This is a genomic window from Archangium gephyra (assembly GCF_042230915.1).
GTDB classification, from domain to species: domain Bacteria; phylum Myxococcota; class Myxococcia; order Myxococcales; family Myxococcaceae; genus Archangium; species Archangium gephyra_B.
Genome location: NZ_CP102578.1, coordinates 6,351,841 through 6,368,837, shown reverse-complemented (window position 1 = coordinate 6,368,837; position 16,997 = coordinate 6,351,841). Strand labels below are relative to the sequence as shown.

General features: G+C 67.5%; 10 protein-coding genes and 2 pseudogenes. 5 read left to right on the top strand and 7 right to left on the bottom strand.

What is annotated here, in order from left to right:
* Positions 1–194: 194 nt before the first annotated feature.
* A complete protein-coding gene (locus tag NR798_RS25050; protein WP_375765004.1) occupies positions 195–1,121 on the top strand; it encodes a class I SAM-dependent methyltransferase in 927 nt (308 codons plus the stop codon).
* A gap of 28 nt (positions 1,122–1,149) precedes the next feature.
* Here NR798_RS25050 and NR798_RS25045 read toward each other — a convergent pair whose 3' ends face one another.
* The 3 genes from NR798_RS25045 to NR798_RS25035 all read right to left on the bottom strand — a co-directional run bounded on the left by NR798_RS25045 (position 1,150) and on the right by NR798_RS25035 (position 6,044).
* Positions 1,150–1,878, bottom strand: coding sequence for an FG-GAP repeat domain-containing protein (locus tag NR798_RS25045; RefSeq protein WP_375765003.1), 729 nt, complete (start codon positions 1,876–1,878; stop codon positions 1,150–1,152).
* A 425-nt stretch (positions 1,879–2,303) separates the two neighbouring features.
* Positions 2,304–5,141: a kelch repeat-containing protein gene (locus tag NR798_RS25040; protein WP_375765002.1), complete on the bottom strand. Its 2,838-nt coding sequence runs from the start codon at positions 5,139–5,141 to the stop codon at positions 2,304–2,306.
* 531 nt (positions 5,142–5,672) lie between these two features.
* Positions 5,673–6,044, bottom strand: coding sequence for a hypothetical protein (locus NR798_RS25035; RefSeq protein WP_375765001.1), 372 nt, complete (start codon positions 6,042–6,044; stop codon positions 5,673–5,675).
* Positions 6,045–6,412: 368 nt separating this feature from the next.
* Between NR798_RS25035 and NR798_RS25030 the strand changes: the two genes are divergently transcribed.
* Positions 6,413–8,320: a potassium transporter Kup gene (locus tag NR798_RS25030; RefSeq protein ID WP_375765000.1), complete on the top strand. Its 1,908-nt coding sequence runs from the start codon at positions 6,413–6,415 to the stop codon at positions 8,318–8,320.
* Positions 8,321–8,350: 30 nt separating this feature from the next.
* Here the strand turns inward: NR798_RS25030 and NR798_RS25025 are convergent, their stop codons facing one another.
* The 3 genes and pseudogenes from NR798_RS25025 to NR798_RS25015 form a co-directional block, all read right to left on the bottom strand.
* Entirely contained in the window at positions 8,351–9,178 is an 828-nt protein-coding gene (locus NR798_RS25025) for a DMT family transporter (RefSeq protein WP_375764999.1), read from the bottom strand.
* 56 nt (positions 9,179–9,234) lie between these two features.
* Positions 9,235–9,999 carry a hypothetical protein gene (locus tag NR798_RS25020; RefSeq protein ID WP_375773936.1) on the bottom strand — a complete coding sequence of 255 codons (765 nt, stop codon included), beginning with the start codon at positions 9,997–9,999 and terminating at the stop codon, positions 9,235–9,237.
* Between the two features lie 54 nt (positions 10,000–10,053).
* A pseudogene (locus tag NR798_RS25015) lies at positions 10,054–10,251 on the bottom strand (mannan-binding protein); the annotation flags it as partial.
* 234 nt (positions 10,252–10,485) lie between these two features.
* Here NR798_RS25015 and NR798_RS25010 point away from each other — a divergent pair.
* Both NR798_RS25010 and NR798_RS25005 read left to right on the top strand, forming a co-directional pair.
* Positions 10,486–10,806: pseudogene (locus NR798_RS25010) on the top strand (KUP/HAK/KT family potassium transporter); the annotation flags it as partial.
* Positions 10,807–11,012: 206 nt separating this feature from the next.
* Entirely contained in the window at positions 11,013–12,395 is a 1,383-nt protein-coding gene (locus NR798_RS25005) for a methyltransferase domain-containing protein (protein WP_375764998.1), read from the top strand.
* Positions 12,396–12,494: 99 nt separating this feature from the next.
* On the opposite strand, the gene NR798_RS25000 is transcribed toward NR798_RS25005, so the two are convergent.
* Positions 12,495–13,919 (bottom strand): hypothetical protein, encoded by a 1,425-nt coding sequence (locus NR798_RS25000; RefSeq protein WP_375764997.1) that lies wholly within the window; start codon positions 13,917–13,919, stop codon positions 12,495–12,497.
* Between the two features lie 376 nt (positions 13,920–14,295).
* Here NR798_RS25000 and glnD point away from each other — a divergent pair, with 376 nt between their 5' ends.
* Positions 14,296–16,992 carry a [protein-PII] uridylyltransferase gene (glnD, locus tag NR798_RS24995; RefSeq protein WP_375764996.1) on the top strand — a complete coding sequence of 899 codons (2,697 nt, stop codon included), beginning with the start codon at positions 14,296–14,298 and terminating at the stop codon, positions 16,990–16,992.
* Positions 16,993–16,997: the final 5 nt, after the last annotated feature.

Genomic DNA, 16,997 nt, shown 5'->3' with positions numbered 1-16,997 from the left:
GGTGCCTACAGGACGCCGCGCGTCTCGGCTGTCCCAAATCGAGATGAAGGACCCTCTCGATAATGGAAAAGCAGGAGTTGGAAGCCTGGATTCCGATGCCTCTGGATGGAATGGGGCTTGCTTGGCCAGGCTCATGCTTTCTGACCGAACACCGGAGAAGTCCCTGGAGTGCAGAACGGAGAGGAACCAGCCTGATGAATCCTTGTGATCTCTGTGGCGGTACCGACTCCCAGTTCCTGGGTATCACCTACAATGTCGCGCTGCGCTCGGATGACCATCCGTACGAGCTGCGGCAGTGCCGTGGCTGCGGCTGCATCTTCACCGACATGAGCCGGGTGGGCGTCGCCACGGACTACTACACGGACGGCTACTACAGCTTCCGGCCGTATGGCACGAAGAGGGCCCAGGACGGGCAGGTCCGGGTTGAGCGGCCCGAGAAGCTCCTGGATGTGGGGTGTGGTTCCGGCGAGTGGCTCTTCCAGCAGCAGCTCCAGGGCCACGAGGTGTGGGGGTTGGACGCGGATGCGCGAGCGGTCGAGGCGGCGAGGGCCCATGGACTGCGCGCCGTGCGGGAGTTCAGCGAGCTGCCGGACGGCTACTTCGATTGGGTCCGGCTCTCCCACGTGCTGGAGCACACGGCCTCCCCCACCGAGATGATGCAGGCAGTGGGTCGCAAGCTCACTCCGGGCGGCAGGATGGAGATCCTCGTCCCCAATGCGGACGGAGCCAAGTTTCGCGAGCTTATGCCGGTGAGCCGCGTCACCGACGTCCCGCGCCACCTGTACTTCTTCTCGGAGGCCACGCTGCGGCGGCTGCTCCGGAAGACGGGCTTCACGGTTGAGCTCATCACCCACGTCAATGTGAACTGGGTCGTCAACCTCCGGGAGGTGGTGGGAGACACCCGTCGCCTGCTGATGCATCGGCGCAAGGCGAAGGAGCCGCTCCCGCGGACGCTGGGGCTGCTCGGGAAGATTCTGAAGGTTCACCTCAGCCCCACCACGAGAGCGGGGGTGCGCAAGGACTGGCTCTACGCTCGCGCTCATATGCTGGCGGACACCTCCGACGACCCCGGACAGCCGGGAAAAGGCGGGTGGATGCAACCAGATTCCCAGGTCTGGTGATTCCGACCACTCAGAGGGGGCCCGGAAGCTACTGCCACCGCGCGGCCTTGTTGATGGAGAGATGCGCTCCTGGGCCCGAGTCTTCCCGGGCGCAAGTGGACGGGGGAGGGGTGCTCCGTCCGCCAGTGCGTGCGGGTGGGTGTCGTGACTCCTTGCGCCGTGGGGAGAGCGACTCCACCCAGAGGGGTGGAGGTGTCTCCGTGAAGCTCGACCTTTCTCCATTGAAGTCGCCGATGTGGAACTCGCCCGTGTCGTGCCAGCACCACCCGGCGTCACGCTGCCAGTCTTCCCCGTAGAACTGGCCGTTGACGTCCGCGTAGTCGATCCACTTGTACCCGGTGGCGAAGTCGTGACAGAGCCAGTCGTCCCGGCCGTCCCCGTTGAAGTCACCCTTGTAGAGCCTGCCGGTGTCGTGGGCGCACCAACCCGCGTCGCGTTCCCAGTCGGTCCCGTGGAATTGGCCGTAGGTGTTCGCGTAGTCGATCCACTTGAACCCGTTCGTGGCGTCATGACACAGGAAGTCGTCACGGCCGTCCCCGTTGTAGTCCCCGAGCGGGCGGCCACCGCCCCTGGGCGCGCGATACGGCACTCTCGGGCGCCCGTGACCCAGGCTGCTGAGCTCGTGCCCCGCCTCCACCGCTTCTTCCTCCACCACGGTCCCACCACACGCTGCCAGGCCGAGGGCGAGCACCGCCTGCAGGGAGAATCTTGCGCCCGCACGGGTGTTCTTGTTCTTCGAGAAGCCGGACGACCCCATGTGTTCTCTCCTCCGTTGACGCGCTGGAGGACGGGCTCGGGGCCCGCGTCTCCAGGCGGTCGAGCAATGGACGCCGGCTCACCGGGTTGTGACACGAGACTCGGGGGAGGGGCAACGGCGCTCGGCCTCTCACAACGGCACGAGGTCTCCCGGCAGGAGCGCTCTCGCCGGAAGCCTCCGGTAGAGGGTTTGATTCCCGCCGCCTCGGATAGAGGTTGCCCGCCGCGTTGATTCGAACCCACTCCTAAAAAGGAGGCGCGGCTCGCCCGGCCTGTGGCGCTGCGCTGCGCTGCGCGAGGTGGACGTATGTGTGGTGACACTCTGCAAATATTTTCAGGCGACTCGAGAAGGTCGTTGTCACGCGCTCGCCCGGGCCAGAGGCCCCCTGACGGTACATGTCCGCCAGAGGGCCCCTGTCTTGCTAATCAGAAGTATTCGCACTGGCCAGCAATGCACACGAACTTGAAGTTGATGCAGCTGTGACCGCAACTTCCGCAGTTGTTGCGGTCGCTGCTGGTATCGACGCACTGTCCGTTGCACGAGGTTTGACCACCCGGGCAGGGGGTAGTGCATGCCCCCCCCGAGCAGGTCTGGTCAGACGGGCAGTTCTGGATGAGTTGCTCGGAGGACGAGCAGGAGCCACCGCTGCAGCCGCCGTAGACGGTCTGGTAGACGCTGTTGCCGCTGCAGTAGGGGGCGCTGGTGCCGGTCGGACAGGTGACGGGAGGCGTGCTGCAGCTCTGTGTCTCCGTATAGGAATAGACGGACGACGAGCACGCGCCGCCGTTGCACCCGTAATACGTCACGTCGCGCGACTGCGTGCCCGAGCCGCCGCAACCGTCGGCAACGCAGGCGCTCCAGGCCCCGTAGGTGGTGCCAGCCGGGCAAGTCTGGAGGAGTTGCTCGGAGGACGAGCAGGAGCCACCGCTGCAGCCGCCGTAGACGGTCTGGTAGACGCTGTTGCCGCTGCAGTAGGGGGCGCTGGTGCCGGTCGGACAGGTGACGGGAGGCGTGCTGCAGCTCTGCGTATCCGTCCAGGTGGACGCCGAGCACGCGCCGTTGAAGCACCCGTACTCCGTCACGGAGCGCGACTGCGTGCCCGAGCCTCCGCAACCGTTGGCAACGCAGGCGCTCCAGGCTCCGTAGGTGGTGTCAGTCGGGCAATTCTGGAGGAATTGCTCGGAGGACGAGCAGGAGCCACCGCTGCAGCCGCCGTAGACGGTCTGGTAGACGCTGTTGCCGCTGCAGTAGGGGCCGCTGGTGCCGGTCGGACAGGTGACGGGAGGCGTGCTGCAGCTCTGCGTATCCGTCCAGGTGGACGCCGAGCACGCGCCGTTGAAGCACCCGTACTCCGTCACGGAGCGCGACTGCGTGCCCGAGCCTCCGCAATCGTAGGCAACGCAGGCGCTCCAGGCCCCGTAGGTGGTGCTAGTCGGGCAGTTCTGGAGGAATTGCCCGGAGGACGAGCAGGAGCCACCGCTGCAGCCGCCGTAGACGGTCTGGTAGACGCTGTTGCCGCTGCAGTAGGGGCCGCTGGTGCCGGTCGGACAGGTCTGGACGAAGGAGTCGGTGGAGCCACAGGCGCCGCCGCTGCAGCCGGTGCCAGTGGTTTTCCGGACGTTGTTGCCGCTGCAGTAGGTGCTGCTCCCGGAGGAGCACGCCTCGACGAGTTGCTGGGTGGAGGCGCAGGCGCCGTTGACGCAGCCGCCGTAGACGGTCTGGTAGGCGCCGCTGCCGCTGCAGTAGAGGCCGCTGGTGCCGGTCGGGCAGGTCTGGACGAAGGAGTCGGTGGAGCCACAGGCGCCGCCGCTGCAGGTGCCGGTGCCGGTGGTCTTCCGCACGTCGTTGCCGCTGCAGTAGGTGCTGCTGGCGGTGGAGCAGCTCAGCGCGGTTCCGGCACATGCACCTGCGCCGTCGCAGGTGTCGCCGGTGGTGCAGGCGTTGCCGTCATTGCAAGGGGAGTCGGCGCTCTTGGGCGCATAGGAGCAGGTGCCGTTGGAGCAGGTGCCGGTCGCCAGGTGGCACTGGCTGGGCGGGGTGTTGCAGGTGACGGAAGCGCACGGGTCAGCGTTGTACAGCTCCGCGGTGGTTATTGGCGCATTGGCCTCGTTGGAGCCGCCGAGGACGAGGAGCTTGCCGAGCGGGTTGGAGTACACGGCGGCATGGTCGGAGCGGGCCCCGGCCATGGGGTTGGTGGTCGACCACGAATTGGTGGAAGGGTCGTATACCTCCACCGTGGCGAGGGCGACGTTACCCACTCCCCGGCCGCCGGCGACGATGACCCTGCCCGCGACGAGGGTGGCGGTGTGGAAGCCCCGAGCGCCCGTCAGAGTGCCGGCGGAGGTCCACGTGTTGGTGGAGGGGTCATACAACTCGGCCGAGGCGGCAAAGGACACCGTGCCCGGAGGGCTGTCGGCCGTCTGGCCGCCCACGACGAGAATCTTGCCGGAGGGCAGCTCCGTCGACGTGTGCCCATAGCGGGCCCTGGACAGGGAGGGACCAGCGATCCAGGTGTTGGTGGAGGGGTCGTACAGTTCCGTGGTGGCCATGGGGCCCAGGGGCCATCCGCCCCAACCCCCGGTGACGAGCACCTTGCCGGAGGCAAGGCGTACGGCCGCGTGACTGCGGCGGGGCTCGAGCAGGGGAGCGACAGAGGACCAGGTGTTGGTGGCGGCATTGTAGAGGTCCACCGCATCGAGGGGTGGGCCATTGAGGCCACCGACGACGAGCACCCGCTCTGGGAGGGAGAGGACTGGGTTGGCTGGAAGGAGCGTGGCGGTGTTGTAGCCACGCGCCTGGCCCATGGCGCCCGCGGGAGACCAGGAATTGGTGGCGGGGTCATAGAGCTCCGCCGTGTTGGTGTAGCCAGTCGGGGGGTTGAGCGTCTCCCCACCCGCGACGAGCACCTTGCCCGAGGAGAGTCGCGTCGCCGTATGGGCTTCGCGAGCCAGGGTCAGCACACCGGCTGGAGGCCAGGTGGCCGTGGCCGGGTCGTAGGTGACGGCGTTGGCGAGCAGGCTGTTGTAGCTCCACCCACCGACGACGAGCACCTTGTCGGAGGCGAGCACGGTGGCGGTGTGGAGTCTTCGCTGCTCCGGCATGGGCGTGGTGGCTTGCCAACCCGTGTCGAGAGCGGCCTCCGACTGGCCGAACTGCTCGGCCTCCGGAGGCTGCACGCCGCTACAGCTCGCGACGATGAATGCGAACACCGCGAGCAGGGAGTACGTCAGTCCAATTCCAGGGATGGATCTCTTGCTTCGCACGGATTGACACATCAGGTGGTGCTCCGGGCGGCTTCGGTAAATGATTTCGTGGACTTACAGAAGGCGCGTTTGTGTGTAAGTGTGGACGCGCTGCTCTGTAAAGCATTTTCACCCGGAGTGCAAACCCGGTGAGATGAATTAGCGGAGCACTCCTCCTGAGGTACTTCAGCAAGTCACAACCTGGCCGCGAGCAAGGATGGGCTTCGGTTCAGGGTGTATGAGCCGACGAAAAGGAAACTGATTCACGAAATCCGCACGGGCCCTCAGGAGCCTGCACAGCCCGGAGCTGTCTGCCTCCGAAGGCATGCACAGCCAGGCCAGGTGCTCCAGCTCGGAGTCCTCGTCGAGCTGGGCGTTGGACACCCAGTCCACGGAGAGAGAGGCCACGGGCATAGGCGTCGACCTGCTCGCGGAAGGAAGGAGCGGTGGCTGCTGCGCTGACGGATGAAGCGAGCAGAAGCCCGGTGAGCAGGGCGCGAGGCGCGTGGCGAGCAGTCATGGTCGGTGGCCCCATTTACGGCCCGTGCTGGCCTATTCGGGAGAGGCCACACACCTGCCATCGGAGCAGGCCGCGCGAAAGCTCATGGGCACGCAGGAAGCGATCGCCCTGCATGGTGCGTCCTCGCAGTAGCGCTGTATCTCCGTGGCCACCCTCGCCGCGTAGTCGGCTTGTTGTACGGCCAGCACCACGGGTCGTGGCTCGCACACCCCGTAGCCCATGCAGTTGTTGGGGGGCGTCACCAGGACACAATCCGTATCCGTGGTGCACCCCCGCGCGTGCTCCTGCTCGATCGTCTTCATGGCGCAGTGGAAGGTAAAATCCCGCGGGCAGTAGGTGGTGCGCGCCTCGCAACCCTCGAAGGTGTAGCGCTCCTGTCCTGTGCCCGCGACCGCGGCGAGCACGACCCATCACCGTCAGCAGCAGCTAAGCGGTACGCCGTGGTTCTTGTTCACCTTTGCGAGAGCGCTGGTTCCCTGGCTCGGCGATTTCCCTCGGAAGGGCCGCTGCCAGCCGCAGGAAGCCCCTCCGAAAAAGTGAACAACATCTATGGCGGACCGCTTAGTCGCGCACGGAGAACTCCCGGAGCACGCCCCGGGCATCGCCCGTGAGGCTGAGCAGCCGGCCGGTGATGACGCGAGAAACTCCTGATTTTACTGCTCTTTTTCCCTCCCTTTCTGGAGTTGATGCCTCCGGCACGGGGGTGCGCTAAGGCACCGGGCTTCAGCGGGCGGCTCCAGGCCAGCCCGCGCTCTTCGAGGTGAGCCTCACCGTGCACTCCGCCCACGACTCCGGATCCCACTCACCCCGCCGCCTCGCGCTGACAGCGCTGGGTGCGCTGGGGGTCGTCTACGGAGACATCGGCACCTCCCCCCTGTACGCGCTGCGCGAGTGCTTCCATGGGCCGCATGCCATCGAGCCCACGCCCGCCAACATCCTGGGGGTGCTCAGCCTGTTCTTCTGGTCCCTCATCATCGTCATCTCCGTGAAGTACCTGGCGTTCGTCATGCGCGCGGACAACCGCGGCGAGGGCGGCATGCTGGCACTCATGGCGCTCGTCATGCACCGCACCGTCGTCGGGGGCAACCCGAGCCGCAACCGCCGCGTCCTCGTGTGGATGGCGCTCTTTGGCGCGGGCCTCATCTACGGTGACGGCATCATCACCCCGGCCGTTTCCGTGCTGTCCGCCACCGAGGGCCTCGTCGTGGCCACCCCCGGGCTCGAGCCCTACGTGGTGCCGCTCACGCTCGTCATCCTGGTGGGCCTGTTCGTCATGCAGAGCCACGGCACGGGCAGCGTGGGGAAGATTTTCGGGCCGATGATGCTGCTGTGGTTCATCACCATCGGCACGCTGGGCGCGCGCTCCATCCTGGAGCTGCCCGAGGTGCTGCGGGCGGTGTGGCCCGGCTACGCCGTGAGCTTCTTCCTCCACAATGGCCTGCACGGCTTCCTGCTGCTCGCCGTGGTCATCCTCGTCATCACCGGAGGCGAGGCGCTCTACGCGGACATGGGCCACTTCGGACGCCAGCCCATCCGCCTCGCGTGGTTCTCGGTGGCGCTGCCCGCGCTGCTGCTCAACTACTTCGGTCAGGGCGCGCTGCTGCTGCGCAACCCCACCGCGGACAGTCCCTTCTACCAGCTCGTCCCGGAGCCGCTGCTCTACCCCATGGTGGCGCTCGCCACGCTGGCGGCCAGCATCGCCAGCCAGGCGCTCATCTCCGGCGCCTTCAGCATCACCCGCCAGGCCATCCAGCTGGGCTACAGCCCGCGCCTGGAGGTGGTGCACACCTCGGCGGCGGAGGAGGGGCAGATCTACCTGCCCGGCATCAACTGGCTGATGCTCGGGGGCGTGGTGGTGCTGGTGCTCACCTTCCGCTCCTCGAGCAACCTGGCGGCGGCCTATGGCATGGCCACCACGGCCGCCATGTCCATCACCACGGTGCTGGCGTACATGGTGGCCCGCGAGCGCTGGAAGGTGCGCCGCGCGGTGGCCCTGCCGGTGACGGGGCTCTTCCTGGCCATTGATTTGTCCTTTTTGGGCGCCAACGCGGTGAAGATTCCCGATGGCGGCTGGTTCCCGCTCCTGCTCGGCCTCATCATCTTCACCCTGATGACGACGTGGAAGCGGGGCCGGGAGCTGGTGGGCGAGCGGCTGCGCGCCACGGCCTTCTCGCTCGAGGATCTGGTGAAGAGCTTCGGCGAGCACCCGCCGGTGCGCGTGCCCGGCACGGCCATCTTCATGACGGGCAACGCGGAGGTGGCCCCCAGCGCGCTGCTGCACAACCTCAAGCACAACAAGGTGCTGCACGAGCAGACGGTGCTCCTCACCATCCAAGGCCTGGACGTGCCCCACGTGCCGCCCGAGGAGCGCGTGACGGTGGAGGCCCTGGAGCCGCCCGAGCTGGGCCTCAAGCGCGTGTACGCGCGCTATGGCTTCATGGAGGACCCGAGCATCCCCGACATCCTCAAGCGGGTGCGCGAGAAGGGCCTGCAGTTCAACCTCATGGGGACGACGTTCTTCCTGGGACGCGAGACGCTCATCGTCACCAAGAAGCCGGGCATGGCGCGCTGGCGCGAGGCCGTCTTCGTCGCCATGAGCCGCAATGCCCGCTCGGCCACCGCCTTCTTCCGCATCCCGCCCAACCGCGTCGTGGAGCTGGGCACCCAGGTGGAGCTGTAGGCCCGGCCGCGGGACGGGGGCGGGGAGGGTTCAGCGCGCGCGCGTCCCCACCAGCGCCGCGCCGATGATCATGACCCCGGCGAGCACGACGCCGCTGCTCAGGCCCTGGCCCGTGACCAGCAGCAGCAGGCTGGTCGAGGCGAGCGGGGTGAGGTAGCTCAGGATGCCGATGTGCCGTGCATCGCCCAGCTTGAGCGCCTTGTCCCAGAGGAAGAAGGCAGCGCCGAGCGGCCCCAGGCCCATCACCGTCAGCAGCAGCCAGTCGCGCACGGACAAGTCGATCGACGGCTCCAGGGCCCAGTGACACAGCAGGGACAGCGCGCCGGAGACCAGCCCGAACAAGCCGATGGCCGCCGTCGGGAAGTGGGGGACCCGCCGGGTCAGCAGCGAGTACGTGGCCCAGAGGAAGGCGGAGCCGAGTGCCGGCAGGTAGCCCCAGTGCCAGGTGGCCTGCGCTGTGCCACGGCCGCCGCTCAGGATGGCCAGCCCGGCGCCTGCGAACCCCATCAGCGCGGCGACGAGGTGCACCGGACGCAAGCGCAATCCCGGTAGCACCACGGGGGCCAGCACCACGATCAGCAGCGGCCACAGGTAGTTGACCAGGTTGGCTTCCACCGGCGGTGCGAGCCGCAAGGCGATGAACAGCAGGAAGTGATAGCCGAACAGGCCGTACACCCCGAGCGCCAGAGTCGAAGCCGGTACCTTCCATTGGCGCACGAGAGGCCAGGCGGGAAGGCTGCCGAGCACCAGGGCGATGCCGGTGAGCAGGAAAGGGGGCACATGCCGTAAGGCCAGGCCGAGCGAGGCCAGGCTGGCCCACAGGGCGATGGCCCCCAGCGCATAGAAATTCGCGGTCATCCGCGCGAGCTTACGCGGAGATGCCACCGGACTGCCCGGCGGTCTTCCTCGCCGCGCTACTCGGCGCAGTTCTTCGCTTCCCACTTCGCGAGCAGCTTCTCCTCGGGGATGAAGGCCTTCCCGTTCCAGCGCACGGTGACGCGCCACCGCTCGCCCGGGTCGGTGTCGCAGGCGCCCGAGGAGCCGTTGCAGGTGCGCTCCAGCACGACCGTGTCCTTGCTCGCCGACTTCACCTCCGTCCTGCACCCCACGGCCCGGGAACCGCCGACGTAGGAGTACTCGTCCTTCCGCGAATACACGCCGAGCAAGGCTCCCGCGTTGTCGCGAGCCACCACGCTCAGCCACCGCACGGGAACGGGCGTGAACGTCAGGTCCGAGGCCTCCGGCTCCGCGGGCATGGCGAGCCCCACCACCGACAGCGTGAATCCCTTGCCCTTCACCGTCTGCTGCAGTTTCACGGCCTTGATTTTCTTCCCGACCCAGGTGGGGCAGGCGGATTGGCCCCCCTTCACCGGCTTCTCGTAGGTGGAGGGGTAGAGGGCCTTGATATAGGCGCGCTCGTCCTGTCCCTCGTCACGGGGGCAGAAGCCGAGCAGCACGATCTCGAAGCCGGGGTTGAGGCCCGGCACGGTGGCACTGGAGACGATCTTCGGGAAGCCCGGTGCGAAGGTGACGAGCTCCCCGAGCAGCCGCTTCTCCGCGTCCCACTGCGCGAGGGACTCGTGCGCCGCGGTGGTGTCCTTCCCACCGCCCCAGACGATTGCGACGAGTCCGCCCGAGGACTCGGGTACCGGCGGGCTTCCCGCATCGGTGGGGGCCACGGGCGGTTCCTTGCGCGCCTCCCCGGTGGACGCCGTGCCAGCGCACTGGCAGACGGACATCTCGCTGGGGACCGTGGTCCACCATTCACCCGTCCAACCGCCCAGGGAAGCGCACACCTGTGGGCAGCGCTCCGCCGCGTGCTGATCGTTCCAGAGGGGACCTGCCTCGACATTCTGGGGGCCAGCGAGCCCCACGGTGGCCCCCAGCCATGCAAGGACACCCAGCAGCCTGCATCCGTCGATTCGCCGCATCTCTCACCCGTTTCGCGTGACTGTGCTCGACGAGGGACGTTCCCGCGCACTCCTTATTCATTCAGGCGCTCCAGCGCCAACGCTCCGCGTGCTCCGTCGCTCACGGCTCACTCCCTGATGTCAGGCACGCGCGCGGTATTCGCTCGGCCCGTGTCATCCATTTCGGGAAGACACGACGCGCGGGGCACACGGCCTGACGAGCGTGCCTGCTCCAGGATGTCTTGAAGCACCCACTCCTTCCTGGGTGCCAACGCGGTGAAGGTTCCCGATGGCGGCTGGTTCCGCTCACGCTCGGCCTCATCATCTTCACCCTGATGACGACGTGGAAGCGGGGCCGGGAGCTGGTGGGCGAGCGGCTGCGCGCCACGGCCTTCTCCCTCGAGGATCTGGTGAAGAGCTTCGGCGAGCACCCGCCGGTGCGGGTGCCCGGCACGGCCATCGCGCTGGCGCGAGGCCGTCTTCGTCGCCATGAGCCGCAATGCCCGCTCGGCCACCGCCTTCTTCCGCATCCCGCCCAACCGCATCGTGGAGCTGGGCACCCAGGTGGAGCTGTAGTACTCCCAGGCTCTGCCCGACATGCCCCACTCCCGGTTGCTGCCTCTCTTTGAGCGCTTCGCCCAGCGTCAGCGGGCCGCGTAGGCAGCGCCAGGTGCTCCAAGCTTGTCATTGGCAGCCAGTCAGGTGCATCGGGAGTCCGTCCATCGATTTCTCGTAGGGAACCCTTTTTGACACCGCCGCTGACGGCATTGCAGGATACGCCCATGCCACGCATCCGTGAGCTGGTCGAGGCTGTTCCGTGGCGCGTCATCCAAAGGCTGCGCACGTATCGCAACGAGATGGAGAGCTACCTCGGGAACGTTGTCGGGAATGGCCCGGCACCGTCCGCCGTGCAGGTTTCTCCCGTTCCTACCGCCGCCCCTGTCGCCGTTGCTGTGGCCGCCCCTGTCCGCCCCGAGCCCCCCTTCCTGGGCCATATGGACATGCCCGCCTCTCCCGCGGAACTCAACGGGCAGCTGTGGATCCGCGTCTACGGTTGGCTCGCGAGCAAGAAGCCCATCGAGTCCGTCGAGCTGGTCACCGGGGAGCAGGTGATCCGGTGTACCCAGGTGGCGCGCGAGGACGTGCGCAACCTCCATGGCACGGCCTACCCGTACGTGACTGGCTTCTCCCACGAAATCGATGGAGCCTCGCTGCGGGGGCAGCGCGAGCTCCGCCTGCTCGTTCGTGCCATGGGACCGGACGGGGCCGAGAACGCGTCATGCGAGCGGGTTCATCCGCTGCCGCCCGACTACGACACCCGCTACGACGCCTGCCTGGCGGATCGCCGCTACAAGGACGATTTCGTTCGCGAGCACCTCGTCTGCCCGATGTGTCTGGCCAGCGTCCAGATGACCGATGAGGCGGTGCGCTGTGGCGCCTGCGGGGAGACGTACCGCCTGCGGAACGGGCGGCCGGTGATGCTCACGTCGAAGATCATCGACGAGAGCGCCATCGTCGATACGCCGAACGTCTCGGGCTGGGGCTACGATACGAAGCTCCTGGAGATTCTCCGGCGCAATCCCAACGGCATGTTTCTGGATGCCGGCGCGGGGCTGCGCCCCGTCTATTACCGCAACGTAGTGAATGTCGAGATCGCCCCGTACTGGACGACGGATGTCATCGCGAGCGGCGAGTTCCTGCCGTTCCGTGCGGAGTCCTTCGACGGAGTCTTCTCGGTCGCAGTGATGGAGCACGTTCCGAACTTCTTCAAGTACGCGGAGAACATCCTGCGCGTGATGAAGAAGGGTGGGGTGCTGTTCTGCACGGTGCCATTCCTGCAGCCCGAGCACGGCTATCCCAACCACTACTACAACATGACGCATGAGGGCTTGCTCAACATCTTCCGCGGCAAGGTCAACATCCTCGAGGCGGGGTTCATCGATCCGGCACACCACCCGATGAACACGTTGAAGTGGTTCCTCGACATCTACACCGCCGCGCTGACCGAGCCGGTCACGCGAAGCTCGTTCCGCGGCATGACCATCGGGCAGCTCAACGACCTCTCCCCGGACGCCATGGCGCAGCTGATACAGCGTCATCAGCTGCTGCCTTCGGAGTACCGGAAGATCGCGAACGCCAGCTACCTCATCGCGACGAAGCGCTGAGGAGGCCCAGGCGAAGGCGAGCGGCCGGACGGCCTCGCCTCCACGTGAGCGTGCCCCAAGGGGGAGAACTGTTTCGTTTCCTGGCGCCAGCGCATCCCCTCAATCGGGCAGATGGATGCGGAAATAGAAGATTCGCTGGTGATTGGCCTTGCCGTTTGGATACTCGGGTCCCAGCGGCGAACCGGACACATACACCGTGTCGCTCGCGGCGAACGTCGCATCCACCACGTTATCGATCACCTGCCCTCCGCGTGGTACGGCCAGCATCGGCATTCCATTGATCGAATACGGCCAGAACGCCGTGCTCAGGTCGGTCACCGCACCCAACGAGAGAACGTGGGTCACCGGGTCCTCGATGATTGGGTACAAGTAGACGTAGGTGAAGAGGCTTCCCTGCCCGGTCCACAGCAACCACAGCCGCTTCTTTCCGTCTTCGAAAATACGCGTCCCGCCAAACGTTGGCACCGCCGCCCAGCGCGTGCTGAGCAAGACGTTGCCCGCCGAGTCCGCCATCACCATGTAATGCCCTCGCACCGGAGCCGATGCCCCAGCGGACGGCTCGACGAAATAGGCCGAAAACACGCGCCCGGCGCTGTCGATGAAGCCATCCTTCTGGCGCGCGGTCGGCACCGACGTCGTCGAGGGGGGCGCCGGATAGGGCGTCACCAATTCCGATTGCGACCAGGAGGCCGTGTCTCCAATTCCCGTGGAGTACTGCCGGATGCCATTGAAAATATAGTTGTTGGCGGAGTCGGGATAACCGGCGGCCGTCTTGTACAAATCGGATTGTGCCGTGGCCACGAACCGGTTCGCGTCCCCCGAGGCGCCAGGAAACAAGTAATCGTAGCCGTAGCGCAATCCAATGCTCATGGTCTGCTGGGCTTGCCACGTCCAAGTCGAGATGCCGTCATGTCTGCCGCAAATGTATTGCGTTTGCGTGTTGGATGTTGGAACGGGTGTCGGCAGCTCGCGCGATGTCTTGAAGCACAGCGTGCCGTCTGCTCCGATGCCGGCCGCGCTGTAGTGCCGGCTGGTTGGCGGCAGCTCTTGCCAGCTACCTGGAATGGGGGTGCCGGGCGTAAACGCAGGTGAAGAATACACAGTGGGTATCGATTGCCAATAAGCGACGACATGGGCCAGGTCCGAGACAGGATCGCGAACGAGCACGACGTCGTCGGTTGACGTGCCGGTTGCCTCCTCGGTCCAACTGGCGCTCGCGGGCGCGCGCTTCATCAGCCGCCAGTCGACCAGGCCGCCCGAGGTTGTCAGGTACAAGACGCGAATGGTTCCGTCCGCATGATGCGTGATGCGCGGTTGATTGCCGCCCCAGTGATTGTAGATTTGATCGCCAGCATTGCCGTCGGTGGCAATCGCCTCGAATCGCTCAACAAACGAGGCAGCGGCGGTGGATACCGGCTCGGCTTTAGCGGGCTGCGGGGCGTCATCCTTGCCGCCGCATCCAGCGACCGCAAGTACCGCAAGCCACTTCAAGAGAAGACTATCGCACAAGAATCGATGCCGCACGGGAAGGCCTCCATGAGAGAAATTCAGCGACAATATTGAGGGTGCAGGATTGATTTGTGATTTGTGTTGACTCTAGACGTTGTCTCTGGGATGCATGTGAGTGTTCAGTGTATGAAAAGGATGCGGCAGGTTCTGGCTCGCCAGCCGGCCGAGCACCCGAATGCGCCGACAGAGGCGAAGCGCCCAGGGGCGGTGCTGGAGGAGTTCAGGACGGCCGTGGAGCGGTTCGACCTTCTCGTCACTCTTCCGGTGGGGCGCCGGGTGGAGACGTGCCTGCAGGAGACTCCACGTCCCGCAGGGGCAGAAGTGCGGTCAAGCGCACAGGGACGGAGATGCCGCCGGATTTCCCGTGGGCCGAAGCGCTAGAACTTCCGCCATGAGCGTCCCGCCCATTCCGCCGCCCCCCGCGCCCACGCACCGTGAGGCCCTCGGCTCGCTCCCGGAGTTCCGTCCCGGTGGTCTCGAGGACCGGCTGGCCCGCGCCCGTGAGTACCTCCGCGAGGCCCATGCCCGCGTCGAGGCCTTCCACCGCGGAGGTGCCGCCGGTCTCTCCACCTGCCGCCTCCTCTCCGCCGCCACGGACCGGCTCGTCCACGGTCTCTTTTCCGAGCTGTCCGCCGAGCTCCAGGCCCCTCCGGGCCTCGCCCTCGTCGCGCTCGGCTCCTACGGGCGCCGAGAGCTGTCTCCCCACTCGGATCTGGATCTGCTCCTCCTGCGCGGCCCCGGTGTCTCCGAGGAGTCCGTGGCCCCCCTGGCCCGCGCGTTCCCCACGCTCCTGTGGGATCTCAAGCGCGCCGTCGGCTGGAGCGCCCGCGGCCCCGACGAGTGCGCCCGCGCCGCCGACGCCGATCACACCATCCGCACCGCGTTGCTCGACTCGCGCTTCCTCACCGGGGATGCCGCCGTCTTCCGCCACCTCGACGAAGACGTCCTCCCCGAGCTCCTCACCCACCGCGCCGACGCCTACGTCCAGGACAAGGTCCAGGAGCTGCGCTCCCGCCGCGAGCGCTTCGGCGACTCCGTCTTCCTCCTCGAGCCCAACCTCAAGCAGGGCGATGGCGGCCTGAGAGATCTCGAGACCGCCCTGTGGATCGCCCGCGTCCGCTTCCGCACGCGCGGCCTCACCGGCCTGCTCCAGCAGTCCATCCTCCCCGGCTCACAGGTGGCGCGCCTCAAGGCCGCCCGCGACTTCCTCCTGCGCATCCGCCACCAGCTCCACTTCCTGCGCGGGCGCAAGGAGGATCGCCTCACCTTCGATCTCCAGGAGGAGGTGGCGCGCTTCCTCGGCTACCAGCAGGGCCCCGTGCTGCCCGTCGAGGCCTTCATGCGCGACTACTACCTGTCCGCCCATGCCCTCCGTCAGGCCGCCGACTCCCTCATCGCCCGCTGCGAGGAGCTCAGCACCGCCCGGAAGATCTCCCTCTTCCCCGAGCGCCGGCTCGGTGCCTTCAAGGTGTTTCGCGGCAAGCTCACCCTGCCGGATCCGGGCCTCTTCACCCGCGAGCCCGCCACCCTCCTCGACTTCTTCCGCACCGCCGAGGAGCACGGGCTGCCCCTCTACTCGTGGGCCCGCGAGCAGGCCGTGCAGGCCCTGCCCGCGCTCGAGGCCGCCCGCGCCACCCCCGCCGTCACCTCCGCCTTCAAGGCCCTCTTCGCCCGGCCCGGCACCCGCGGCGAGCTCCTCTTCGCCCTGCACGATGCCGGTGTGCTCGGCGCCGTCGTGCCCGAGTTCGGCCGCGTCACCGCCCACCACCAGCACGACCTGTACCATGTGTACACCGTCGACGTTCACACCCTCTTCGCCGTGCGCCGCCTCCAGTCCCTGCGCGCCGGAGAGCTCGTCACCCAGGAGCCCGAGCTCTCCCGCGAGATGCGCGACCTGAAGGATCCCCTCCCGCTCTACCTCGGCATGCTCCTGCACGACGCGGGGAAGGGGATGGGGGGCGATCACTCGGAGAAGGGCCGCCTGCTCATGGTGGCCCTCGGCGAGCGGCTGGGCCTCACGCCCCGCCAGCGCGAGGTGGCCGAGTTCCTCGTGAAGGAGCACCTGGCGATGAGCCACACCGCCCAGCGCCGCGACCTGAGCGATCCGGCCCTCATCGCCGACTTCGCCCGCAGGGTGGGCGACGTGGAGAAGCTCACCTGTCTCTACCTCCTCACCTGGGCGGACATCTGCTCGGTGGGGCCGCGCATGTGGACGGGCTGGAAGGCGCAACTGCTGCGCGAGCTGTACGACAAGGCGCGGGCCCACCTCGTGGGCTCGGCGTCCCCCCAGGGCGAGCGCTCCTCCGAGCACCTGCGCGAGCGCTTCCACGCACGGTGGGCCCGTGTCCTCGGCGAGCCGCGGGCCCGGGAGTTGGGGCAGGTGCTCCCCGAGCGGTATTTCCTCGGGACGGATCCCTCGCGCGCCACGCTCCACGGACGGCTGCTCGCGTGCGCCCGGAAGCGCCCCCTGGCCGCCGCCCTGCGCCACCACCCCGACGCCGGCTCCAGCGAGCTGTCCCTCGCCGTCCAGGACAGGCCCGGTCTGCTCGCGCTGCTCGCCGGGGTGCTCTCCGCCCACCGCATCGACATCCTCTCGGCCCGCATCGTCTCCACCTCGGACGGGCTCGCGCTGGACGTCTTCGACGTGCGGCCCCCGCATGGGCTGCTGCTCGAGCGCTCGCGCTGGCGCATGGCCCGGACGGATCTGCTGCGCGTCCTCACCGGCACGGCCCCCATCGACGAGGTGCTTCGCCGGCGCCGCTCCGGCTCCGTCCTGCAACGGCACCTGCCTCCCGTGCCCCCCAGGGTCACGGTGGACAACCGCGCCTCCCGCGACTTCACCGTGGTGGATGTGGTGGCGCCGGACCGGGTGGGCCTCCTGCACGCCATCTCCTCGGCCCTCACCGGCGCGGGCGCCCGGATCGCCCTCGCCAAGGTGGCCACCGAGGCCCACCGCGCCATGGACTCGTTCTACATCACCCGCCAGGGCTCCAAGGTCGAGGGCCCGGGCGACGAGGCGGCCCTCGTCGGGGCGATCACCTCCGCGCTGGAGGCGCTGGAGCGCGAGGGCGCGGAGGTGCGGAGCTGAGAGGG

Bases quoted from the DNA above. Each gene is read 5' to 3' on its own strand.
- NR798_RS25050 (WP_375765004.1), top strand. From the start codon at position 195: ATGAATCCTTGTGATCTCTGTGGCGGTACCGACTCCCAGTTCCTGGGT.
- NR798_RS25045 (WP_375765003.1), bottom strand. From the start codon at position 1,878: ATGGGGTCGTCCGGCTTCTCGAAGAACAAGAACACCCGTGCGGGCGCA.
- NR798_RS25025 (WP_375764999.1), bottom strand. From the start codon at position 9,178: ATGACCGCGAATTTCTATGCGCTGGGGGCCATCGCCCTGTGGGCCAGC.
- NR798_RS25005 (WP_375764998.1), top strand. From the start codon at position 11,013: ATGCCACGCATCCGTGAGCTGGTCGAGGCTGTTCCGTGGCGCGTCATC.
- glnD (WP_375764996.1), top strand. From the start codon at position 14,296: ATGAGCGTCCCGCCCATTCCGCCGCCCCCCGCGCCCACGCACCGTGAG.